We start from the raw sequence: 16,500 nt of genomic DNA, 5'->3' as shown, positions 1-16,500 counted from the left end.
CCAAAAGGATACGGCCATGACACTTCCCTTTGACGGCGCAATCAGCGCATTCCACGAAAACGACGCACCAGAGGCCGTGCGCGCGGCCATTGCCGACAGCGACGGCAAGCCCATCCTGACCGCCGGATATCCGCACGACGACCGGATGGACAAATCCGACTACGAGGACCAGCTGCACCTGCTCCAGATCGAACTGGTCAAGATGCAGACCTGGGCCAAGGCCACGGGCGCACGCATTGCCGTCGTCTTCGAGGGACGCGACGCGGCAGGCAAAGGCGGCACAATCGGCCGTTTCCGCGAAAACCTGAACCCACGGTCCGCACATATCGTGGCCTTGTCTAAACCGAACGAGGACGAGGCGTCTCAATGGTATTTTCAGCGTTATATCAAACACCTGCCCGCCGCAGGTGATGTCACGTTCTTTGACCGGTCCTGGTATAATCGCGGCGTGGTGGAAAAGGTGTTCGGGTTCTGCACCGACAGCCAACGCGCCCATTGGTTCGATCAGGTCAATCCGTTCGAGGCCATGATCGTCGATGACGGCGTACAGCTGTTCAAACTTTGGCTGACGGTGGGTCGGGCTGAACAATTGAACCGGTTTCTGGCCCGCGAAAGCGATCCATTGAAACAGTGGAAACTGTCCGGCATCGACGTCAAGGGATTGTCGCGCTGGGACGACTACACCACGGCCATCGGCGAAACGCTGGACCGCACCCATACCACCGCAGCGCCCTGGACCGTCATCATGACCGACGACAAACGCCGCGCGCGGCTGAACGCGATCCGTGCCGTGTTGTCGGGGATCGACTACGACCAAAAGGATCTGGCCGCCCTGGGAGAGATCGACCAAGCCATTGTCGGCGGACCCGACCTGTGGCACGCCCGTGGTCATGGCTAAACGCGGATATCACCACGGCAACCTCGCGCAGGCGCTGGTCGAGGCCTGTCTGGACCTGATCAAGGTCAAGGGCCCGACCGGGTTCACCCTGTCAGAGGCCGCGCGCGAGGCAGGCGTCACACCCGCAGCCGTTTATCGCCACTTTGAGGGGCGCGAGGATCTGATCGCAGAGGCCGCACTACAGGGCTATGCGATCTTTGCCGACCGGATGGAAACCGCGTATGACGGTGGCAAACCATCCGCCTTGACCGCCTTTTTGAACACCGGACAGGCCTATCTCGCCTTTGCGCGCGAACAACCAGGTCACTATGTGGCGATGTTCGAAAGCGGCATTTCGATCAACCGATCAACGGAACTGTACAAGACCGCGAGCCGGGCGTTGGGGGTCATGGAAACCGCCGCCGCCGTGCTGTCGCAGCATATCCCGGCGGACCGCAGACCACCGCCACAAATGTTTGCCGCCCATATCTGGGCCATGTCGCACGGTGTCGTGGAATTGTTCGCACGCGGTGCGCCCGGCACGCAAAGCCCCTATCCCGCTGATGATCTGCTGGAAACCGGGATCGGGATCTATCTGCGCGGTCTGGGTATCCTGCCGCCAGACGCCTAGAACAGCACCAGCGCGCGGTCGTCCCAGGCGACACGACATGTGGCACCAACCTCCAGCACGGGCCTGCCGATCAGGTTTTTCATCGCAATCGTAAGCGGTTGCGGGACGTCTTTGATACGCACGTCATAATAGGTCATATCGCCGTAGTACACGACCTCGTCCACGACGCCCGGGCATTCATGACGCTTGGGGCTCTCGCCCTCGAACAGGATCGCCAGCGTTTCGGGCCGGATACCGACCGCAGCATCGCCCAATTTTGCACCTTCGGGGGCCTGATCGACGCTGATCTGCGCCGTACCCAGCCCTGCAATCTCGACGGTCATCAACTCTGGCGCGGGTGCGGTGTCCGCAGGCGTTTCCGTGTCCTCGGTCGTGTCGGTCCCCGGTGCGATCTTGTCCATCAGGTCTGTCAGCAACCGGTTGGTCCGGTTCGGGGGAACGGTTCCCGGTGCCTGCCCCGCACCCGTTGCGACATCAGCCTTTGCATCCGTCCCTGACAGTGCCACGACCTGCCCCGGCAGGAAATTCATCTTGCCGATGAATTCGGCGACGCGGCGGCTCTTGGGGCGACGATACAGCGTTTCGGGATCGTCCATCTGGCCGATCTCGCCTGCGAACATGACCGCAATCCGGTCGGACATGACCAGCGCCTCTTCCTGGTCGTGGGTCACGAGGATGAACGTGATGCCGACGTGGCGTTGCAGACGGATCAATTCCACCTGCATATGTTCGCGCATTTTCTTGTCCAAGGCCGACAACGGTTCGTCCAGCAGCAGCACCTTAGGTTTCAGGATCAGGGCCCGTGCGAGGGCGACGCGCTGACGCTGACCACCCGACAGCGCATGTGCCGCCCGCTTGCCGTAGCCCCCCAATCCCACCATCTCCAAGGCTTCTTCGACCAGACCGGCGCGGGCGGATTTTGCGATGTCCGAACGCTTGCGCAGGCCAAAGGCCACGTTTTCCGCGACTGTCAGATGCGGAAAGATCGCATAGGACTGAAATACCATGTTCGTCGGGCGCTGGTTCGGCGGCACATTGGCCATGTCCCGGTCGGAAATCATGACCGTCCCGGCAGACACCCCCTCGAAACCCGCGATGACCCGCAGCAATGTCGTCTTGCCACAGCCCGACGGGCCAAGCAGCGAAAAGAATTCACCCGCACGGATCGTCAGGTCGATATCGCGCAAGGCGTGATAGGTGCCGTAATACTTGTTTACGCCACGCAGCTTGATCAGGTCGGTCACAGGAAACCCCCGGTGTCTTTGGCGCCGGACCGTTTGATCCCACGGCGGCGGAATAGTTCTGCAATCGTCAGCAGAATGATGGACAGCGCCACAAGGATCGTCCCCAGCGCCATGACGACGGGCAGCTGTGCCGGGAACCGCAGCAATCCCCAGATATAGACGGGCAAGGTCGGGTCAGACCCGGTCAGGAAGAACGCGATAATGAATTCATCCAGCGAAATGGTAAAGGAAATCAGCATGGACGAAATGATGCCTGGCATGACCAGCGGCAGCGTCACCAGCCGGAAGGCGGACCAGCGGGATTCGCCCAGATCCAGTGCCGCTTCTTCCATCGAGGGGTCGAGGTTGCCGAAGGCACCGTTCAGGATCGCGATGGAAAACGGCGTGCAGATCAGCACATGCGCCATGATGATGGTCCAGTTGCCCAGATCAAGGCCCAGCACCTGCCGCAAGATCACCAGCAAGGACACGGCGACGATGATTTCAGGCAGCACCAGTGGCAACATGACGAAACCCGTGATGCCCCCCTTGCCCGGAAAATGCGACATGGCGGCCGCCCGCGCGGCGCACATGCCGAGCAGCGTGGAAAAGACAGCCGTACAGCCCGCGATGATCAGCGAATTTGTCAGCGCCCCGTGCAGCGATCCATTCGTTTTCAGCGCCGAAAACCATTCCGTCGTGAACCCCGACAGCGGAAATGCGATGATGGTCGCGTCGTTGAACGCAAACAGCGGCAACAACACGATCGGCGCATAGAGAAAGATCAGATAGGCAATGGCATAGACGCGCAAACTCATCGGCGGCCCCTCAGCCAGCGGCGGTTCAGGAATACGAATACCAGCGCGATGGCCGTGACGCACAGCATCGCCACAATGGCCAGTGCAGCACCCAGTGGTGCGTTGTTCAACTGCAGGAACTGGGTCTGGATCATGTTGGCAATCAGTTTGCCACCTGCACCGCCCATCAGTTCGGGGGTGACGTAATCACCCACCGTCGGAATGAACACGATCAACACCGCGCCCACCACCCCGGGCATCGACAGCGGCAAGGTCACGCGAAAGAACGTCGACAACCTGCTCTCGCCCAGATCCTGGGATGCCTCCAGCAGAGACCGGTCGATTTTCTCCAGCACGACAAAGATCGGCAGGATCGCGAATGGCGCAAAGGCGTGGGCCAGCGTGATAATGACCGCGTTGACGTTATAGAGGATAAAGGTCAGCGGCTCTTCGATCAGGCCGACCTGTATCAGGCCGGAATTGATGACCCCATTGTAGCCCAGGATCACTTTCCACAGGAACACCCGGATCAGGTAGCTGGTCCAGAACGGAATGGTGATCAGAAACAGCCACAGCGACTTTTTCGACGGGGCCACGTGGAAACTGATGAAATAGGCGACCGGATAAGCGAGCACGACTGTCACGGCCGTCACGATCCCCGACACCATCAATGACCGCTGCAACAGCATCGCGTAGATCGGGCTGTCCGCAATTTCGCGGTAGTTGTCGAGGGTGAACGTCGTATCGACGGCCATGAAATCCTGCGTCCAGAAGCTGAACAGCACGATTGCACCCAGCGGCACCGCCAGCAGCAGCACCGCATAGACGAAAGGCACGCCCAACAGGCGAATCGCCCGTGACTGATCCTGTGTAAGTGCTGTTCCCGCGTTCATGTTTTCATGTTCAAAGCGTTCACGCGAAAGATCAATGGGCAAAACAAAAGGGCGGCCCGCTCGGACCGCCCTTTGCACAATTTTAAAGCAAGGCTTAGCGCTTGGAGAACTGGAAGCTCTTGCGGGCCTTGGCTTTGCCGTACTTCTTGCGCTCGACGACGCGGCTGTCGCGGGTCAGGAACCCTGCGGCCTTCAGGGCCGGACGCAGCGACGGGTCGAACAATTGCAGTGCTTTGGACACGCCGTGCTTGACCGCACCGGCCTGACCGGAAAGGCCGCCGCCCTTGACGGTGGCGACAACGTCGAACTGACCTGCAACGCCGGCAACCGAGAACGGCTGTGCCAGGATCATCTGCAACACGGGGCGTGCAAAATAGGCGTTCATCTCTTTGCCGTTGACGGTGACCTTACCGGAACCCGGCTTGATCCAGACGCGTGCAACCGCGTCCTTGCGCTTGCCGGTGGCATAGCTGCGGCCGAACTCGTCCTTGACCGGTTCACGCGGTGCAACCACGGTTTCCGCGTCAGTGCCCTGCACGCCGCCGATGTCAGCGGTGACTGCGCCGCCCAGCTCTTCCAGAGAATTGATCTGATCGGCCATTATGCGGTCCTCGTGTTCTTTTTGTTCATGGACGCGACGTCCAGAACTTCGGGCTTTTGGGCTTCCATGCCGTGCTCTGCACCAGCAAAGATACGCATGTTGGTCAGCTGCTTGTTGCGCAGCTTGTTGCCGGGCAGCATGCGCTTGACGGCCTGGAACAGCACGCGCTCGGGGTGATCACCCTCGAGGATGTCAGCCTTGGTCTTGGACTTGATCCCGCCGGGGTGGCCGGTGTGCCAGTAGAATTTCTCTTCACGCTTTTTGCCCGTCATCTGCACCTTGTCGGCGTTGATGATGATGACATTGTCGCCCATATCCATGTGCGGTGTGAAGGACGGCTTGTGCTTGCCACGCAGGCGCATGGCCACGATGGACGCAAGACGACCCAGAACGAGGCCTTCGGCGTCGATCAGGATCCATTTCTTGTCGATATCCGCCGGGGTCGCGGTATAAGTTTTCATTAATCTCACCAGAGGTCTAAGGGGCCACGCAGGGCCCGTCATTCGGATGTGCGGCTTATACGGCAGCTGCAAGCCACGTCAAGCGCCAGATACCCGACAAAACACTGCAAAATCAATACCTTGAAATTACGGTATCAATTTACCCCATAAATTTTGCAGGCAAACACACCATCAGACCGAGATCCGCGCCGCCGGCGTGTCCATCAGATCCCGCAGGTCCGCAATTGCCGCATCAAAACGGTCGGGGGCCAGCAGGCCATTCACCGCAATCCGCACCGCATGCACCATCCGGCTGTCACGGTGCAGGAACGATTCCGACGATTTCAGATGAATGCCCCGCGCCTTGGCCGCTGCCACGAAATCATTCGCCCGCCAGGTCCGCGGCAACACAAGCCAGACAAACGGGATGCCCGGTGCATAGCCCGGCGCGCAATCGGCAAAGGTTGTCACGACCACACCCACATCCCGGTCGATCCGCGCCCGGACCGCCTGCACGATCCCATCAATCTCGGGCGACCGCATCAGCGCGGCATACAGATCCGTCAGCAAGGGAGAGACGCCAAACGACTGCCCGATGGCAGACCGGACCAGTGCCGCCGCATGCGCCTTGGGTGCCACCGCGAACCCGATGCGCAAGGCGGGTGAAATCGTCTTGGACGGACTGGCCACATGCCAGCCCAGATCAGGCAGCAAAGCGCGATAGCTGGGTCCCACGCGGTTGATCCTTGCGTAGCAATCGTCGTCGATCACATGCACGCCATGCGCCCTGGCAATCGCTGCAATCTGCTGTCTGCGGGCGACTGACGTGGCCTGTCCTGTGGGGTTGTTCACCTCTGACGCCGTGCAATAGACCTGCGCACCATGCTGCCGCACCAGGTTTTCGAACACCTGCGGGTCGGGACCATCGTCATCCCAAGGGACGGCCAGCAGCTCTGCCCTGCACATTTCGGCAGCACTGCGAAACCCGTTATAGCTGATCGCATCGCCCAGTATCACGGGTGCCGGACCGCGCAGGATGGTCTGCAGGATCAGGACAATCGCGTTCTGACCGCCGTTGGTCGCGACGATATCCTCCACTTCGGCAGGCCCCACATCAGCATGCAGCCCCGCGAGGCAGGCCTGACGCGCGGCCAGATCGGTGACACGGCTGGGGTAGCGCATCAAACGGTCAGCGGGCATCTGTGCCACCACCTGCGCGGCCAGCGTCGCAATCAGGTGTCCCTGTCCCAGATCCGGCATTTTAGGGCTGAACAGGTTCACGTCGCCACTTGCATCAAAGACATGTTCGGCCAACAGCACCGGGCTTGGCTGGGATTTGGTTTCGGCCACATAGGTGCCGCGCCCCACGCCTGCTGTCAGCACCCCGGCATCCGTCAGCAATCGATAGGCACGCGCGGCTGTGCCCGGTGTCACCCCGACCTTCCACGCCAGATCCCGCACCGGTGGCAGTTTTTGACCCGGCACAAGGTCGCCGCCCGCGATACCTGCCCGGATCGCTGCGGCCAGACGGTCGTATTTCGGTCGCCGATCAGGCAAGGCGTCAAGATCGGGAACCCAAGTTGTATCGGTCACAATGTTTCTCTGGCACAGATTGTATTCACTTTGTATCCCTCTCGTATGCGGAATAGCATATTGTGTCAATACAATTAGAAAAGGTCACGTCATGTCACATGCGATCAACCCTGCCCAGCTTGCCCTGTTGAACGGTCAGACCGTTTTGCCAAAGGCCGCACGGGTTTGCGTGTCGCTGGCCGTGATGCTGACCGTCTGGGATCTGCGCCACCGCACCCGCAAACATCTGCGCAAACTTGACCCGGTACAGCTGCGCGACATCGGGCTGACCGCGACAGCGGCGCGGCGCGAGGCGGCCAAACCGTTCTACCAGCCCTGAACTAGCGGGCGGGCGGAATGGCGTATGTCAGCGTCGCCCGCGCCACAGGCGCATCCAGACCCTCGGAATAGATCAGTGCATCACCCACGGCGAGCGACCGACCCAGCTTGAGCAGCTTGGTCCGGCAGATCAGATCGACACCGGCGGCAGGCTTGCGCATGAAATCGATGGAACAATTCGTGGTCACCGCCAATGCCACCGGCCCCAGCCGGGCCAGAACGGCAAGATAGACACCCACATCCGCCAGCGCAAACATCGACGGCCCCGAAACCGTCCCACCGGGCCGCAAATGGCGATCGCCCACGCGCAGCCGCACGGTCAACTCATCCTGCGTCAGCGCATCAATCGCGAAATCTGCGCTGACTTGCGGAAACTCCCGGTCCAGAAACGCGCTCAGGTCATCCGGCGTCATCTTCAGTTCCATTCGCGCGTCCCCTCACCTAGTCTGGGGACAGGCAACCACGGACACATCCCCATGACAATCCTGCTGCGCACGGATCAAGACCAGATTGCGACCCTGACCCTGAACGACCCGGACAAGCTGAACGCGCTGTCGGTCGCAATGCTGACGGCGCTGCACGCGGAACTGGACCGGATCGCAGCAGATGATGCGATCCGCGTCGTCATCATCCAGGGCGCAGGCCGGACGTTCTGCGCGGGCCACGACCTGTCGGAAATGCGGGCCATGCGCGCGGGCGCGGACGGCCCGGCACAGCTGCGCGCCCTGTTCGACCGCTGCACGGCCATGATGACCCGCATCCAGTCCCTGCCCCAGCCCGTCATCGCGCAGGTCCACGGTCTGGCCGCGGCTGCCGGATGCCAGCTGGTTGCGACCTGTGATCTTGCGACGGCCAGCGTGGATGCGCGCTTTGGGGTGAACGGTGTGAACATCGGGTTGTTCTGCTCGACCCCGATGGTGGCACTGACCCGCAACATCGCGGCCAAACCCGCCTTCGAGATGCTGACAACCGGACGGTTCCTCTCGGCCGATGAGGCCCAGCATCTGGGCCTCATCAACCGCACGGCGAAACTGGACAATCTGACCCGCGACACCCGGTCATTCGCTGCCAGTATCGCCCAGAAACTCGGCTCTGCCGTGCGCATCGGCAAACAGGCCTTTTACGCGCAGGCCCAGATGACCACGGCACAGGCCTATGCCTATACGGGCGATGTCATGGTGCAGAACATGGCCGATGACGACACGGCAGAGGGGATCGCGGCATTCCTTGAAAAACGCGACCCCAACTGGTCCTGACAGGCATCGCTGTTTTGCAAATATCCCGGGGGGCTGCGGATGAAATCCGCAGCGGGGGCAGCGCCCCCTCGCCGCTACAATCCGTAGATTCCGCCGAATTTCTGCTCCAGATAGGTCAGCAGGGGTGCCTCGGATGGTGCCTGCCCCGCAGCGCGGGTGATCAGATCGACCGGCGCGAACAGACCGCCGAATTGCTGCACATTGGACCGCAGCCAGCCCGTGGCCGCTGACGTGTCACCACGTGCCAGATCATCATCCAGCGTCGGCACGGCCGCGCGCAACGCCTGATGCAGGCACCCGGCATAGACATTGCCCAATGTGTAGGTCGGGAAATATCCGAACAGCCCCTCGGACCAATGCACATCCTGCAAAACACCGTTGGACGGCTTGTCCACGGCGAACCCGAAGTCGGCCATGAACCGATCGTTCCACGCGGCCTCCAGATCAGTCACGGCCAGATCGCCACTGACCAGCGCGCGTTCCAGATCGAACCGCAGCAGCACGTGCAGATTGTATTGCACCTCGTCCGCCTCGGTGCGGATAAATCCGGACCCGACACCGTTCACGCAGGCGTAGAAATCAGCGGCGTTCGCAATACCGATATCGCCAAAGGTGTCGCGCATCCGACCGTAGAGCCATCCCGTGAATGCCTCTGACCGGCCGAGCTGATTTTCATAAATCCGGCTCTGGCTCTCATGCACCCCCATGGAGACGCCGCCGCCGACCGGGGTCAGCAGATGGGCGCGGTCGATCCCTTGCTCGTAGCAGGCATGGCCGACCTCGTGGACGGTGGAATAAAAACAGTTGAACGGATCATCCGCTGCCGTGCGCGTGGTGATCCGCACGTCCAGTCCTGACCCGCTGGAAAACGGATGCACGGCCTTGTCGATGCGACCAAGGTTCATGTCATAGCCGAAGGCCAGCGCAAGTTCCCTGCTCAGCGCCAACTGGCCTGCCTCCGGGAAATTACCTGACAGTTTCGGCGCGGTGGGGCGGTCCAGTATGGCGGCCCGCAGTGCGGCCAGACGTGGGCGCAACGCGCCAAACATCGCGGACAACTGCGCACCTGTCGCCCCCGGCTCATAGTCGTCCAGCAGCGCGTCATAGGGATCGGCGTTGCCGGCAATGCAGGCGGCCTCTTCGCGGCGCAAATCCAATACCCGCGACAGGGCTGGCAGAAAGGCAGCGACGTCCTCGTCGGCACGGGCCCCGGCCCAGATGCGGTGCGCGCGCGAGGTTTCGCGTGCCAGCGCGGCTGCCAGCTGGCCGGGCACCTTGGCCGTCCTGTCATAGCTGCGTCTTATCAGGCGCAGGTTCGCAGCACCCGTCGCATCCGGGGCCTCGGCATCCTCCAGCCACGCACCGATCCGCGGATCAATCCGGCGCGCATGCAGGACGGATGCCATCGCGCCATGCTCTTCGGCACGCTGATCGACCGACCCGTCAGGCATCATGGTTTCCTGATCCCAGCCCAGACGGCCAGCCACCTGTGACAGCGCCTCGGTTTCGCGCTGGAACGCCATCAGATCATCGTATGCAGTGGTCATGCACGGGCCTCCCGGACGGATTGGGCAAAGGGGTAACGCGACACGAACCGCGTGCGCAGCACCAGCACCCAGAGCACGACCGCACCGAACTGGTGCAGGATCGCGATATGCGCGGGCGCCATCATCATGACGGTCCAGATCCCGATGGCCATCTGCACCACCATCATCCCCATCATCAGGGCAAAGGCTTGCCGGGTGCGTGTATTCGCGCTGCGGCGGCTCCGCCACCAGACGAACAGGGCAAAGGCGAACAAGAAGTAACCGCTCATCCGGTGAATGAACTGAACCGTGCCGTTGTTTTCGAACAGGTTGCGCCAGACGGGCGTCAATTCCCACATCTGCGGCGGCAGGAACCCACCCGCCATCAGGGGCCAATCGGGATAGGCGCGACCCGCGTCGATGCCTGCCACCAGCGCGCCGAGGATGATTTGCAGGAACGTCAGACCGATCAGCACGTTCGTCAGTGTCACCAATGTCGCATCACTGGCGCGTCGCGCCGTCAGCAGATCCGCGCTGCGCCGCGCGATTTTCATGATGTACCAGGTGATGAACCCAAAGATGACAAAGGCCAGCCCCAGGTGCGTCGCAAGGCGGTAGGATTTCACGTCCAACTGTTCGCCGGTCAGGCCGCTGGACACCATCCACCAGCCAATCGCCCCCTGCAGACCACCCAATGCACCGATGAAAAACAGCCGTCCCGTCCAGCCCTGCGGAATTTTGCGCGCAGCCAGAAACCCGAAGAATCCGACGGCCCAGACCAGACCGATCACCCGTCCCAACTGACGGTGGCCCCATTCCCACCAATAGATCACCTTGAATTCCGCCAGCGACATGCCGGCATTTTGCAACTGATATTCAGGGATTTGCTTGTAGGCCTCGAACTCTGCCTGCCAGTCGGCGTCATTCAACGGCGGCACGGCCCCCGAAATGGGCGCCCATTCCGTAATCGACAGCCCCGAATCCGTCAGGCGGGTCAGGCCACCCACCGCGATCATCACCACCAGCAGCGCAAAAAGCATCATCAGCCAGATGCGAATGGCGCCGCGCGCCCCCTGCCCACGGGCATCAATGCCCCCGGGTGTTGCGACCTGCTTTTGGGTGGTGCCCACCTCTTCGAAAATACTGCGGGTTTTTTGTGCCATCTCGGCCTCCGGTTCGTGCTGCGCGCACCCTATGGAGGGGGACCGCCGGGGGCAAGGTGCACGACTGTCGCGGGTCGTCAGTGACGCGGCAAATGAACGGCATCACGGTGAATGGCCGCCGCGGCCAATGATGCCCATTCGGCATACATGCGCGGACCGGGGTGAAACCGGTCGGCTGCCATGAGGTATGGGTCACGCGTGACGTCGAACGGCAGATGCACGGCAGTGCCACCCCGCGCTGCCGCGATGCGTTGCAACATCCGGTCAAAGTGTTCGAGCCTGCCGATCAGCAGGTCACGCAACGGATTGGGCATCACGGGGACCAGATCACCGGGCGGCATCCCGCTGAGATAGACGCGCCTCACGCCGAAATCATCACGCAGTTGGTTCAGAATGCGGTGATACCGCGCTTCGAACGCGCCTGCGCGGACACCGTTCTTGGCGTCATTGACCCCAAGCGCCACCAGTGCAACGTCAAACCCCCGTTTCGGCACCAACCGCATCCGTCGCAGCGTCGAGGCCGTCGTCGCACCGGATTTTGCGTGCAGGAACCAGTCAACCCGGTGGTGGCGCGACAAGGCAGCGGTCAGCTGTCCGGCCAGGGCCTCGGCCTGCGTGCGCACACCGACACCGGCCGCCGAACTATCACCCGCAATCAGAATGCGCAGCGCCGGTCCTGTCCCGATTTCGCCGTGACGCGGACCTTCGGCCTCTGGCATGCGCGACGCCAACGCCTTGACGGCCAGCGCCTGCACGGCAACGAGTGGAGCAATGGCAAGATCGGTGGGTTTCATACCCAAAAGCTAGGCGCGGATCAGACCCCGGCAAGTCCGCCCGCAGTAACGTTGCGTTCGCAGTCAGTCACTCCGACCGCGCACAAGCTGGCGCAGCATGCCGTGCAGCATCCGCACGTCATGCGATGTCAGCGGCATCCTGCTCCACATGTTGCGCAGGTTCAGTTTCATGCTCTCGGCCTTGTGGTCGGGGTAGAAAAATCCCGACGTGTCCAGCTGATCCTCGTAGTGGCGCGACAGCGCCTCGATTTCCTGACCCATGGCCAGATCGGGCTGCGCAAAGGCGTCGCGCAGGCTGTCGTCCCTGACGCGTTGCCATTCATAGGCCGTCAGCAGCACGCATTGCGCCAGGTTCAACGATGGAAACTGCGGGTTCACCGGCACTGAAATGATCGCATTGGCCTGCGCGATATCGGCATTTTCCAGCCCTGCCCGTTCCGGTCCGAACATGACCGCGACCCTCTCGCCGCGCGACAGGCGCAATGCCGCGTCGCGCATCGCCTGTTCGGGGGTCATGACGGGTTTGGTCAACTCGCGCGGGCGGGCGGTGGTGGCGTAGGTATAATGGCAATCCTCCAGCGCGGCTGCGGTGGTGTCGAACAGCCGGGCCGCGTCCAGCAGGCGCCCGGCCCCGGACGCCATCGCATTGGCCGCCGGGTTCGGCCAGCCATCGCGCGGTGCGGTCAGCCGCATGCGATCCAACCCGAAATTCCACATTGCGCGCGCAGCGGCACCGATGTTTTCGCCCATCTGAGGACGGATCAATACGAATGCTGGTTGTGGATCGGTCATGGTCACTTCCGGTTGGGTCGCACCCCTGTATGATACCCACAGCCCCGGAACAAGGAGCAGCCCGTGGCCTTTGATGACGGACTGGCGCACCTGTGGCGCGAAGAGCTGATCGACCACCCCGGTATCGCGGAACGCAGGATGTTCGGCGGCCTGTGTTTCTTGTCGTTCGGCCACATGCTGTGCGGCGTGATCGGCGATGCGGGCATGGCACGTGTCGGAAAGGGATCGACGACGGCTGCGCTGGATCTGCCCGGTGTGACGCCCCTGGTGTTTGGCGCACGGACAATGGGCGGCCTCGTCACGATCGACCCCGATGCCATGGCGGAGGATGACATCAGAAACACGCTCTTGCGCATGGCGCTGGATTTCACGGGATCGCTGCCACCGAAATAGCGGTCCGGCATGGACAGACAGGGGCCAATCACCCTAAGTGTGCGCGACATCCGCAAGGGAGACACGCCATGACCGACGCCGAAGACTTTCCGCAGATCTACCTGATCACGCCGACCGAAATCGACCTGATGACCTATCCCGACCGGCTGGCAGCCTGTCTGGATGCTGTGCCCGTTGCCTGCCTGCGCATGGCGCTGGCCACCCGCGACGAGGACCGTCTTGGGCGCGCCGCCGATGCGTTACGTGCGGTGACGGAAACCCGCGATGTGGCGCTGGTGATCGAACGTCACACCGGGCTGGTTGCGCGGCACGGTCTGGACGGGGTCCACCTGCTGGATGGATCGCGGGGGGTCGCCGCAGCACGCAAGACGCTGGGCGAAGACGCCATCGTCGGCGCCTATTGCGCGCAGTCGCGTCATGACGGCATGACAGCCGGAGAACTGAACGTCGATTACGTCAGCTTTGGCCCTGTGGGCCAGACCGCGCTGGACGACGGCGCGCGCGCCGAATTGGAACTGTTCGACTGGTGGAGCCAGATGATCGAGGTACCGGTCGTTGCCGAAGGCGCGCTGGACGCAGCACTGATTGCCCAGATCGCGCCGCATACCGATTTCTTTGGCATCGGCGACGAAATCTGGTCGCAGGATGACGCGGCGGCGGCGCTCAGAACCCTTCAGGCAGCGTTCCGCTGACGGGGTGCGCGATCAGGGCGGACCGGACGGTCTGTTCCATCTGCCGCGCGATGACTTTGCGGTCGGTGCCGGGATCCGCCATGACGGGATCATGATAGGTCACCGTGACCTGCCCTTGGCGGCGCAATGCCAGCGTGGCCAGCAGATGCGGGGCGAAATCCATGTCGCCCCACCAACCGTAGGACCGGGGGTCGCCCCCCGCGGGCGCGCGGTAATCCAGCGTGACCGGCTGCAACACCGTCTCTGACCCGATGAACGGGGCAAACAACGTCGGCTTGAACGGCAGGACGCGCAAACCGTCGCTGGACGTGCCTTCGGGGAAAAACACCAGCGTCTGACCCTGTGACAGCCTGTCGGCGATGGCATCGACGTGATCGCGGGCCCGCCTGCGGTCCCGCGCGATGAACAAGGTCCCCGTCGCACGAGCCAGCCAACCGATGCCCGGCCAGCCTGCGACCTCGGATTTGGCGACAAAGGCCACGCAACTGCCTGCGTTCAACGCAAAGATATCGAGCCAGCTTGCGTGATTGGCGACCAATGCGCCAGCGCCCTGCATCGGTTTGCCGATCTGGACCCGTCGCAGCCCCATCAAAGCCAGCGCACCGATGCAGACCAGACGTGTCAGATGCGGGGTCCACGGTCTGTCCTTGCCAAAGAGCGGACGCTCGATCACGCGGATCAGCAACAGCAACGCCAACCCGCCGAACACCAGAACCGCCATCGGGACGCCGCGCCGCAGCACCCGCAACCAATCCCGCAGGTTCAACTGCACAGGCGGTGGTGTAGGTTCAGCGGCCCAAGTCACCGCGCCGTCCGTATTGGGCCGCCACCTGCGGCGGCAGGGTCGTGACATCAAGGATCATGCAGACATCGGTGGTGCCGAAATGACGATCGACATAGGCATCCTGCCCCACGACCCCGCCGATTCGCAGATAGGCCTTGATCAGTGGCGGCGTGGCACGCATCGCGGCCTTGCGGTCGCCCGGTCCTGCAGGTGTCACCCTGACGGCCCCCGCCCCCCATGCACGGGTGCGCAGATCAACCGGAGCAAGGTGATCGGCCATCAGCATCTGCAAGGGCGCGGACAGGGCATCGGGATCAGTCCCCGCAAAAGATGCCGCACCGAACAACACCTCGGCACCCGTTGTCCGGATATGGGCCGCCAGACCGGCCCAAAGCACGTGCATCGCGCGCCCACCGCGATAGGCGGGGCGCAGGCAGGACCGTCCCAGTTCCAACAGGGGCCGGCCACTGTCGATCAGCGGTCCAAGGTCGAATTCCGCAGCAGAGGAAAAGCCACCCGCCGCCGAAGCCTGCGCGCGGTCCATGATGCGGTAAACACCAGCGAGATGAGGGCGCTCGCCCGCGATATCCTCGAGCATGAGATGACTGGCATGGGGATCGAATGCATCCGCCTCGCGCTGGGCGACATGGCAGACCCCCGGTCCGGCGGCCCCCAGTTCGGCGGCAAAGACCTCGTATCTCAACCGTTGCACGGCAGCGAGATCGTCAGCACCACGCGCATAACGCAACGCAAAGGATGGCGCGACTGCCAGCATCAAATCCCCCTCTGTTCAAAGCCGTTTCGCTCGCCGGACATATAGGCACCGCTTAACCAGTTGGAAACCATTTGCTTGCAAGCTGTGCATAGCAGGGTTGATCGCATACGGCACCCTGCTACCAATGATTGCAATTATTCATAGACCGGGATCAGCATGACCTGCTTTGCGTCGATCACGACCTTGCCCTCTTCGCGGAAATTGACCGTGACCTTGCCGTTGATGTTGGACTGCACCTGGCCTGTCCCCCAGTGGGGTGCGTCCGGGTTCTGGACCAGCATTCCCGGTTCCAGCATGTCGTTCAGGTCGTGCGGCATGGTCCATCATCCTGGGCTTGGGGGACAATCCCGTGTCGCGTGATCTGGCAACACTGGTGGGATCGCGTATTTGCCATGACCTTATCAGTCCCATCGGCGCAATCGGCAATGGGGTCGAACTGCTTTCCATGGGCGGCGGCGGCGGGACCGATGAAATCGACCTGATCAGCGGATCCGTTGAACAGGCCAGCGCGCGCATCCGGTTTTTTCGCATTGCCTATGGTGCCGCACATGCAGAGCAGACCATCGCCGGGACAGAGGTCGCGACGATCCTGCGGGCCATGTCAGCCGCAGCGCGGGTGCAATACGATTGGACCATCACAGGGCAAATGTCGCGTCCCCTGGCGCGGATTGCCCTGTTATCCGCGCAATGCATGGAATCAGCGATGCCCGGTGGCGGCCAGATCACCGTGATGCTGGACGATGCACTTCATGTGATCGGCAACGCGGACCGCATCGCCGCCGATCCCGCCTTGTGGTTGCCGCTAGAGGATCTGGCTACGGAACATGTTCATTCCGCAGCACAGGTTCAGTTTGCGTTGCTGCCGCGTGCTGTTCTCGAGGCGGGACTGACGCTGACCATCATGCAGTCAGACACCACAATATCCATGCAGTTTCGGGAAACCTGATCCGGC

General features: G+C 62.3%; 21 protein-coding genes. 7 read left to right on the top strand and 14 right to left on the bottom strand.

Annotated elements, in window-relative coordinates; genetic code table 11:
- Nucleotides 1–16 precede the first annotated feature (16 nt).
- The gene (gene ppk2, locus AN189_RS05130; protein ID WP_056032192.1) at nt 17–898 is read left to right on the top strand and encodes a polyphosphate kinase 2; all 882 of its coding nucleotides are present in this window, start codon (nt 17–19) and stop codon (nt 896–898) included.
- Nucleotides 891–1,508, top strand: a complete 618-nt coding sequence (locus tag AN189_RS05125; RefSeq protein ID WP_056031977.1) for a TetR/AcrR family transcriptional regulator — start codon at nt 891–893, stop codon at nt 1,506–1,508. Before ppk2 ends, AN189_RS05125 begins: the two co-directional genes overlap by 8 nt.
- On the opposite strand, the gene AN189_RS19560 is transcribed toward AN189_RS05125, so the two are convergent.
- The 6 genes from AN189_RS19560 to AN189_RS05095 all read right to left on the bottom strand — a co-directional run bounded on the left by AN189_RS19560 (nt 1,505) and on the right by AN189_RS05095 (nt 7,055).
- On the bottom strand, nt 1,505–2,752 hold the full coding sequence (locus tag AN189_RS19560; RefSeq protein WP_056031974.1) for an ABC transporter ATP-binding protein: 1,248 nt from the start codon (nt 2,750–2,752) through the stop codon (nt 1,505–1,507). The two genes, AN189_RS05125 and AN189_RS19560, sit on opposite strands and share 4 nt — an antisense overlap.
- The gene (locus AN189_RS05115; RefSeq protein ID WP_056031971.1) at nt 2,749–3,549 is read right to left on the bottom strand and encodes an ABC transporter permease; all 801 of its coding nucleotides are present in this window, start codon (nt 3,547–3,549) and stop codon (nt 2,749–2,751) included. The genes AN189_RS19560 and AN189_RS05115 overlap by 4 nt, the downstream gene beginning before the upstream one ends.
- The gene (locus AN189_RS05110; RefSeq protein ID WP_056032189.1) at nt 3,546–4,421 is read right to left on the bottom strand and encodes an ABC transporter permease; all 876 of its coding nucleotides are present in this window, start codon (nt 4,419–4,421) and stop codon (nt 3,546–3,548) included. Before AN189_RS05110 ends, AN189_RS05115 begins: the two co-directional genes overlap by 4 nt.
- Nucleotides 4,422–4,515: 94 nt before the next feature.
- A complete protein-coding gene (rpsI, locus tag AN189_RS05105; RefSeq protein ID WP_056031969.1) occupies nt 4,516–5,022 on the bottom strand; it encodes a 30S ribosomal protein S9 in 507 nt (168 codons plus the stop codon).
- Nucleotides 5,022–5,483, bottom strand: a complete 462-nt coding sequence (gene rplM / locus AN189_RS05100; RefSeq protein ID WP_056031966.1) for a 50S ribosomal protein L13 — start codon at nt 5,481–5,483, stop codon at nt 5,022–5,024. The genes rpsI and rplM overlap by 1 nt, the downstream gene beginning before the upstream one ends.
- A gap of 171 nt (nt 5,484–5,654) precedes the next feature.
- Nucleotides 5,655–7,055, bottom strand: a complete 1,401-nt coding sequence (locus AN189_RS05095; RefSeq protein ID WP_157057380.1) for a PLP-dependent aminotransferase family protein — start codon at nt 7,053–7,055, stop codon at nt 5,655–5,657.
- Between the two features lie 91 nt (nt 7,056–7,146).
- Here AN189_RS05095 and AN189_RS05090 point away from each other — a divergent pair, with 91 nt between their 5' ends.
- A complete protein-coding gene (locus AN189_RS05090) occupies nt 7,147–7,374 on the top strand; it encodes a DUF1127 domain-containing protein (RefSeq protein WP_056031963.1) in 228 nt (75 codons plus the stop codon).
- A gap of 1 nt (nt 7,375) precedes the next feature.
- Here the strand turns inward: AN189_RS05090 and AN189_RS05085 are convergent, their stop codons facing one another.
- Complete coding sequence (locus tag AN189_RS05085) at nt 7,376–7,798, bottom strand: PaaI family thioesterase (protein WP_056031960.1); 423 nt, start codon at nt 7,796–7,798, stop codon at nt 7,376–7,378.
- Between the two features lie 51 nt (nt 7,799–7,849).
- Here AN189_RS05085 and AN189_RS05080 point away from each other — a divergent pair, with 51 nt between their 5' ends.
- Complete coding sequence (locus AN189_RS05080; RefSeq protein WP_056031957.1) at nt 7,850–8,629, top strand: enoyl-CoA hydratase; 780 nt, start codon at nt 7,850–7,852, stop codon at nt 8,627–8,629.
- Between the two features lie 74 nt (nt 8,630–8,703).
- Here AN189_RS05080 and AN189_RS05075 read toward each other — a convergent pair whose 3' ends face one another.
- From AN189_RS05075 to AN189_RS05060, 4 genes are all read right to left on the bottom strand, one after another.
- Complete coding sequence (locus AN189_RS05075) at nt 8,704–10,176, bottom strand: carboxypeptidase M32 (RefSeq protein WP_056031954.1); 1,473 nt, start codon at nt 10,174–10,176, stop codon at nt 8,704–8,706.
- On the bottom strand, nt 10,173–11,318 hold the full coding sequence (gene ctaA, locus AN189_RS05070) for a heme A synthase (protein ID WP_056031953.1): 1,146 nt from the start codon (nt 11,316–11,318) through the stop codon (nt 10,173–10,175). The genes AN189_RS05075 and ctaA overlap by 4 nt, the downstream gene beginning before the upstream one ends.
- 77 nt (nt 11,319–11,395) lie before the next feature.
- Nucleotides 11,396–12,112, bottom strand: coding sequence for an SGNH/GDSL hydrolase family protein (locus tag AN189_RS05065; protein WP_056031950.1), 717 nt, complete (start codon nt 12,110–12,112; stop codon nt 11,396–11,398).
- A gap of 63 nt (nt 12,113–12,175) precedes the next feature.
- Nucleotides 12,176–12,904, bottom strand: a complete 729-nt coding sequence (locus AN189_RS05060) for an RNA methyltransferase (protein ID WP_056031946.1) — start codon at nt 12,902–12,904, stop codon at nt 12,176–12,178.
- Nucleotides 12,905–12,967: 63 nt separating this feature from the next.
- Here AN189_RS05060 and AN189_RS05055 point away from each other — a divergent pair, with 63 nt between their 5' ends.
- Together AN189_RS05055 and AN189_RS05050 are read left to right on the top strand one after the other, a co-directional pair.
- Nucleotides 12,968–13,297: a TfoX/Sxy family protein gene (locus AN189_RS05055; protein ID WP_056031943.1), complete on the top strand. Its 330-nt coding sequence runs from the start codon at nt 12,968–12,970 to the stop codon at nt 13,295–13,297.
- A gap of 68 nt (nt 13,298–13,365) precedes the next feature.
- The gene (locus AN189_RS05050) at nt 13,366–13,989 is read left to right on the top strand and encodes a thiamine phosphate synthase (RefSeq protein ID WP_056031940.1); all 624 of its coding nucleotides are present in this window, start codon (nt 13,366–13,368) and stop codon (nt 13,987–13,989) included.
- Here AN189_RS05050 and AN189_RS05045 read toward each other — a convergent pair.
- From AN189_RS05045 to AN189_RS05035, 3 genes are all read right to left on the bottom strand, one after another.
- Nucleotides 13,961–14,794 (bottom strand): 1-acyl-sn-glycerol-3-phosphate acyltransferase, encoded by an 834-nt coding sequence (locus AN189_RS05045; RefSeq protein ID WP_056032182.1) that lies wholly within the window; start codon nt 14,792–14,794, stop codon nt 13,961–13,963. The two genes, AN189_RS05050 and AN189_RS05045, sit on opposite strands and share 29 nt — an antisense overlap.
- Nucleotides 14,778–15,548: a GNAT family N-acetyltransferase gene (locus AN189_RS05040; protein WP_056031937.1), complete on the bottom strand. Its 771-nt coding sequence runs from the start codon at nt 15,546–15,548 to the stop codon at nt 14,778–14,780. Before AN189_RS05040 ends, AN189_RS05045 begins: the two co-directional genes overlap by 17 nt.
- A 134-nt stretch (nt 15,549–15,682) precedes the next feature.
- Nucleotides 15,683–15,865 carry a DUF3553 domain-containing protein gene (locus AN189_RS05035; RefSeq protein WP_056031934.1) on the bottom strand — a complete coding sequence of 61 codons (183 nt, stop codon included), beginning with the start codon at nt 15,863–15,865 and terminating at the stop codon, nt 15,683–15,685.
- A gap of 32 nt (nt 15,866–15,897) precedes the next feature.
- Here AN189_RS05035 and AN189_RS05030 point away from each other — a divergent pair, with 32 nt between their 5' ends.
- Complete coding sequence (locus tag AN189_RS05030) at nt 15,898–16,494, top strand: histidine phosphotransferase family protein (RefSeq protein WP_056032179.1); 597 nt, start codon at nt 15,898–15,900, stop codon at nt 16,492–16,494.
- The last annotated feature ends 6 nt before the right edge of the window (nt 16,495–16,500 follow it).

Origin of the sequence: Loktanella sp. 3ANDIMAR09 (assembly GCF_001420005.1) — a bacterium.
Taxonomy (GTDB): Bacteria; Pseudomonadota; Alphaproteobacteria; order Rhodobacterales; family Rhodobacteraceae; genus Loktanella.
Note: the sequence above shows the minus strand (reverse complement) of the source record. Positions and strands in the feature narration are given on the sequence as shown.

Bases quoted from the DNA above. Each gene is read 5' to 3' on its own strand.
- AN189_RS05125 (WP_056031977.1), top strand. From the start codon at position 891: ATGGCTAAACGCGGATATCACCACGGCAACCTCGCGCAGGCGCTGGTC.
- ctaA (WP_056031953.1), bottom strand. From the start codon at position 11,318: ATGGCACAAAAAACCCGCAGTATTTTCGAAGAGGTGGGCACCACCCAA.
- AN189_RS05075 (WP_056031954.1), bottom strand. From the start codon at position 10,176: ATGACCACTGCATACGATGATCTGATGGCGTTCCAGCGCGAAACCGAG.
- ppk2 (WP_056032192.1), top strand. From the start codon at position 17: ATGACACTTCCCTTTGACGGCGCAATCAGCGCATTCCACGAAAACGAC.
- AN189_RS05050 (WP_056031940.1), top strand. From the start codon at position 13,366: ATGACCGACGCCGAAGACTTTCCGCAGATCTACCTGATCACGCCGACC.
- AN189_RS05035 (WP_056031934.1), bottom strand. From the start codon at position 15,865: ATGCCGCACGACCTGAACGACATGCTGGAACCGGGAATGCTGGTCCAG.
- AN189_RS05090 (WP_056031963.1), top strand. From the start codon at position 7,147: ATGTCACATGCGATCAACCCTGCCCAGCTTGCCCTGTTGAACGGTCAG.
- AN189_RS05040 (WP_056031937.1), bottom strand. From the start codon at position 15,548: ATGCTGGCAGTCGCGCCATCCTTTGCGTTGCGTTATGCGCGTGGTGCT.
- AN189_RS05085 (WP_056031960.1), bottom strand. From the start codon at position 7,798: ATGGAACTGAAGATGACGCCGGATGACCTGAGCGCGTTTCTGGACCGG.
- AN189_RS05060 (WP_056031946.1), bottom strand. From the start codon at position 12,904: ATGACCGATCCACAACCAGCATTCGTATTGATCCGTCCTCAGATGGGC.
- rplM (WP_056031966.1), bottom strand. From the start codon at position 5,483: ATGAAAACTTATACCGCGACCCCGGCGGATATCGACAAGAAATGGATC.
- AN189_RS05110 (WP_056032189.1), bottom strand. From the start codon at position 4,421: ATGAACGCGGGAACAGCACTTACACAGGATCAGTCACGGGCGATTCGC.
- AN189_RS05080 (WP_056031957.1), top strand. From the start codon at position 7,850: ATGACAATCCTGCTGCGCACGGATCAAGACCAGATTGCGACCCTGACC.
- rpsI (WP_056031969.1), bottom strand. From the start codon at position 5,022: ATGGCCGATCAGATCAATTCTCTGGAAGAGCTGGGCGGCGCAGTCACC.
- AN189_RS05065 (WP_056031950.1), bottom strand. From the start codon at position 12,112: ATGAAACCCACCGATCTTGCCATTGCTCCACTCGTTGCCGTGCAGGCG.
- AN189_RS05115 (WP_056031971.1), bottom strand. From the start codon at position 3,549: ATGAGTTTGCGCGTCTATGCCATTGCCTATCTGATCTTTCTCTATGCG.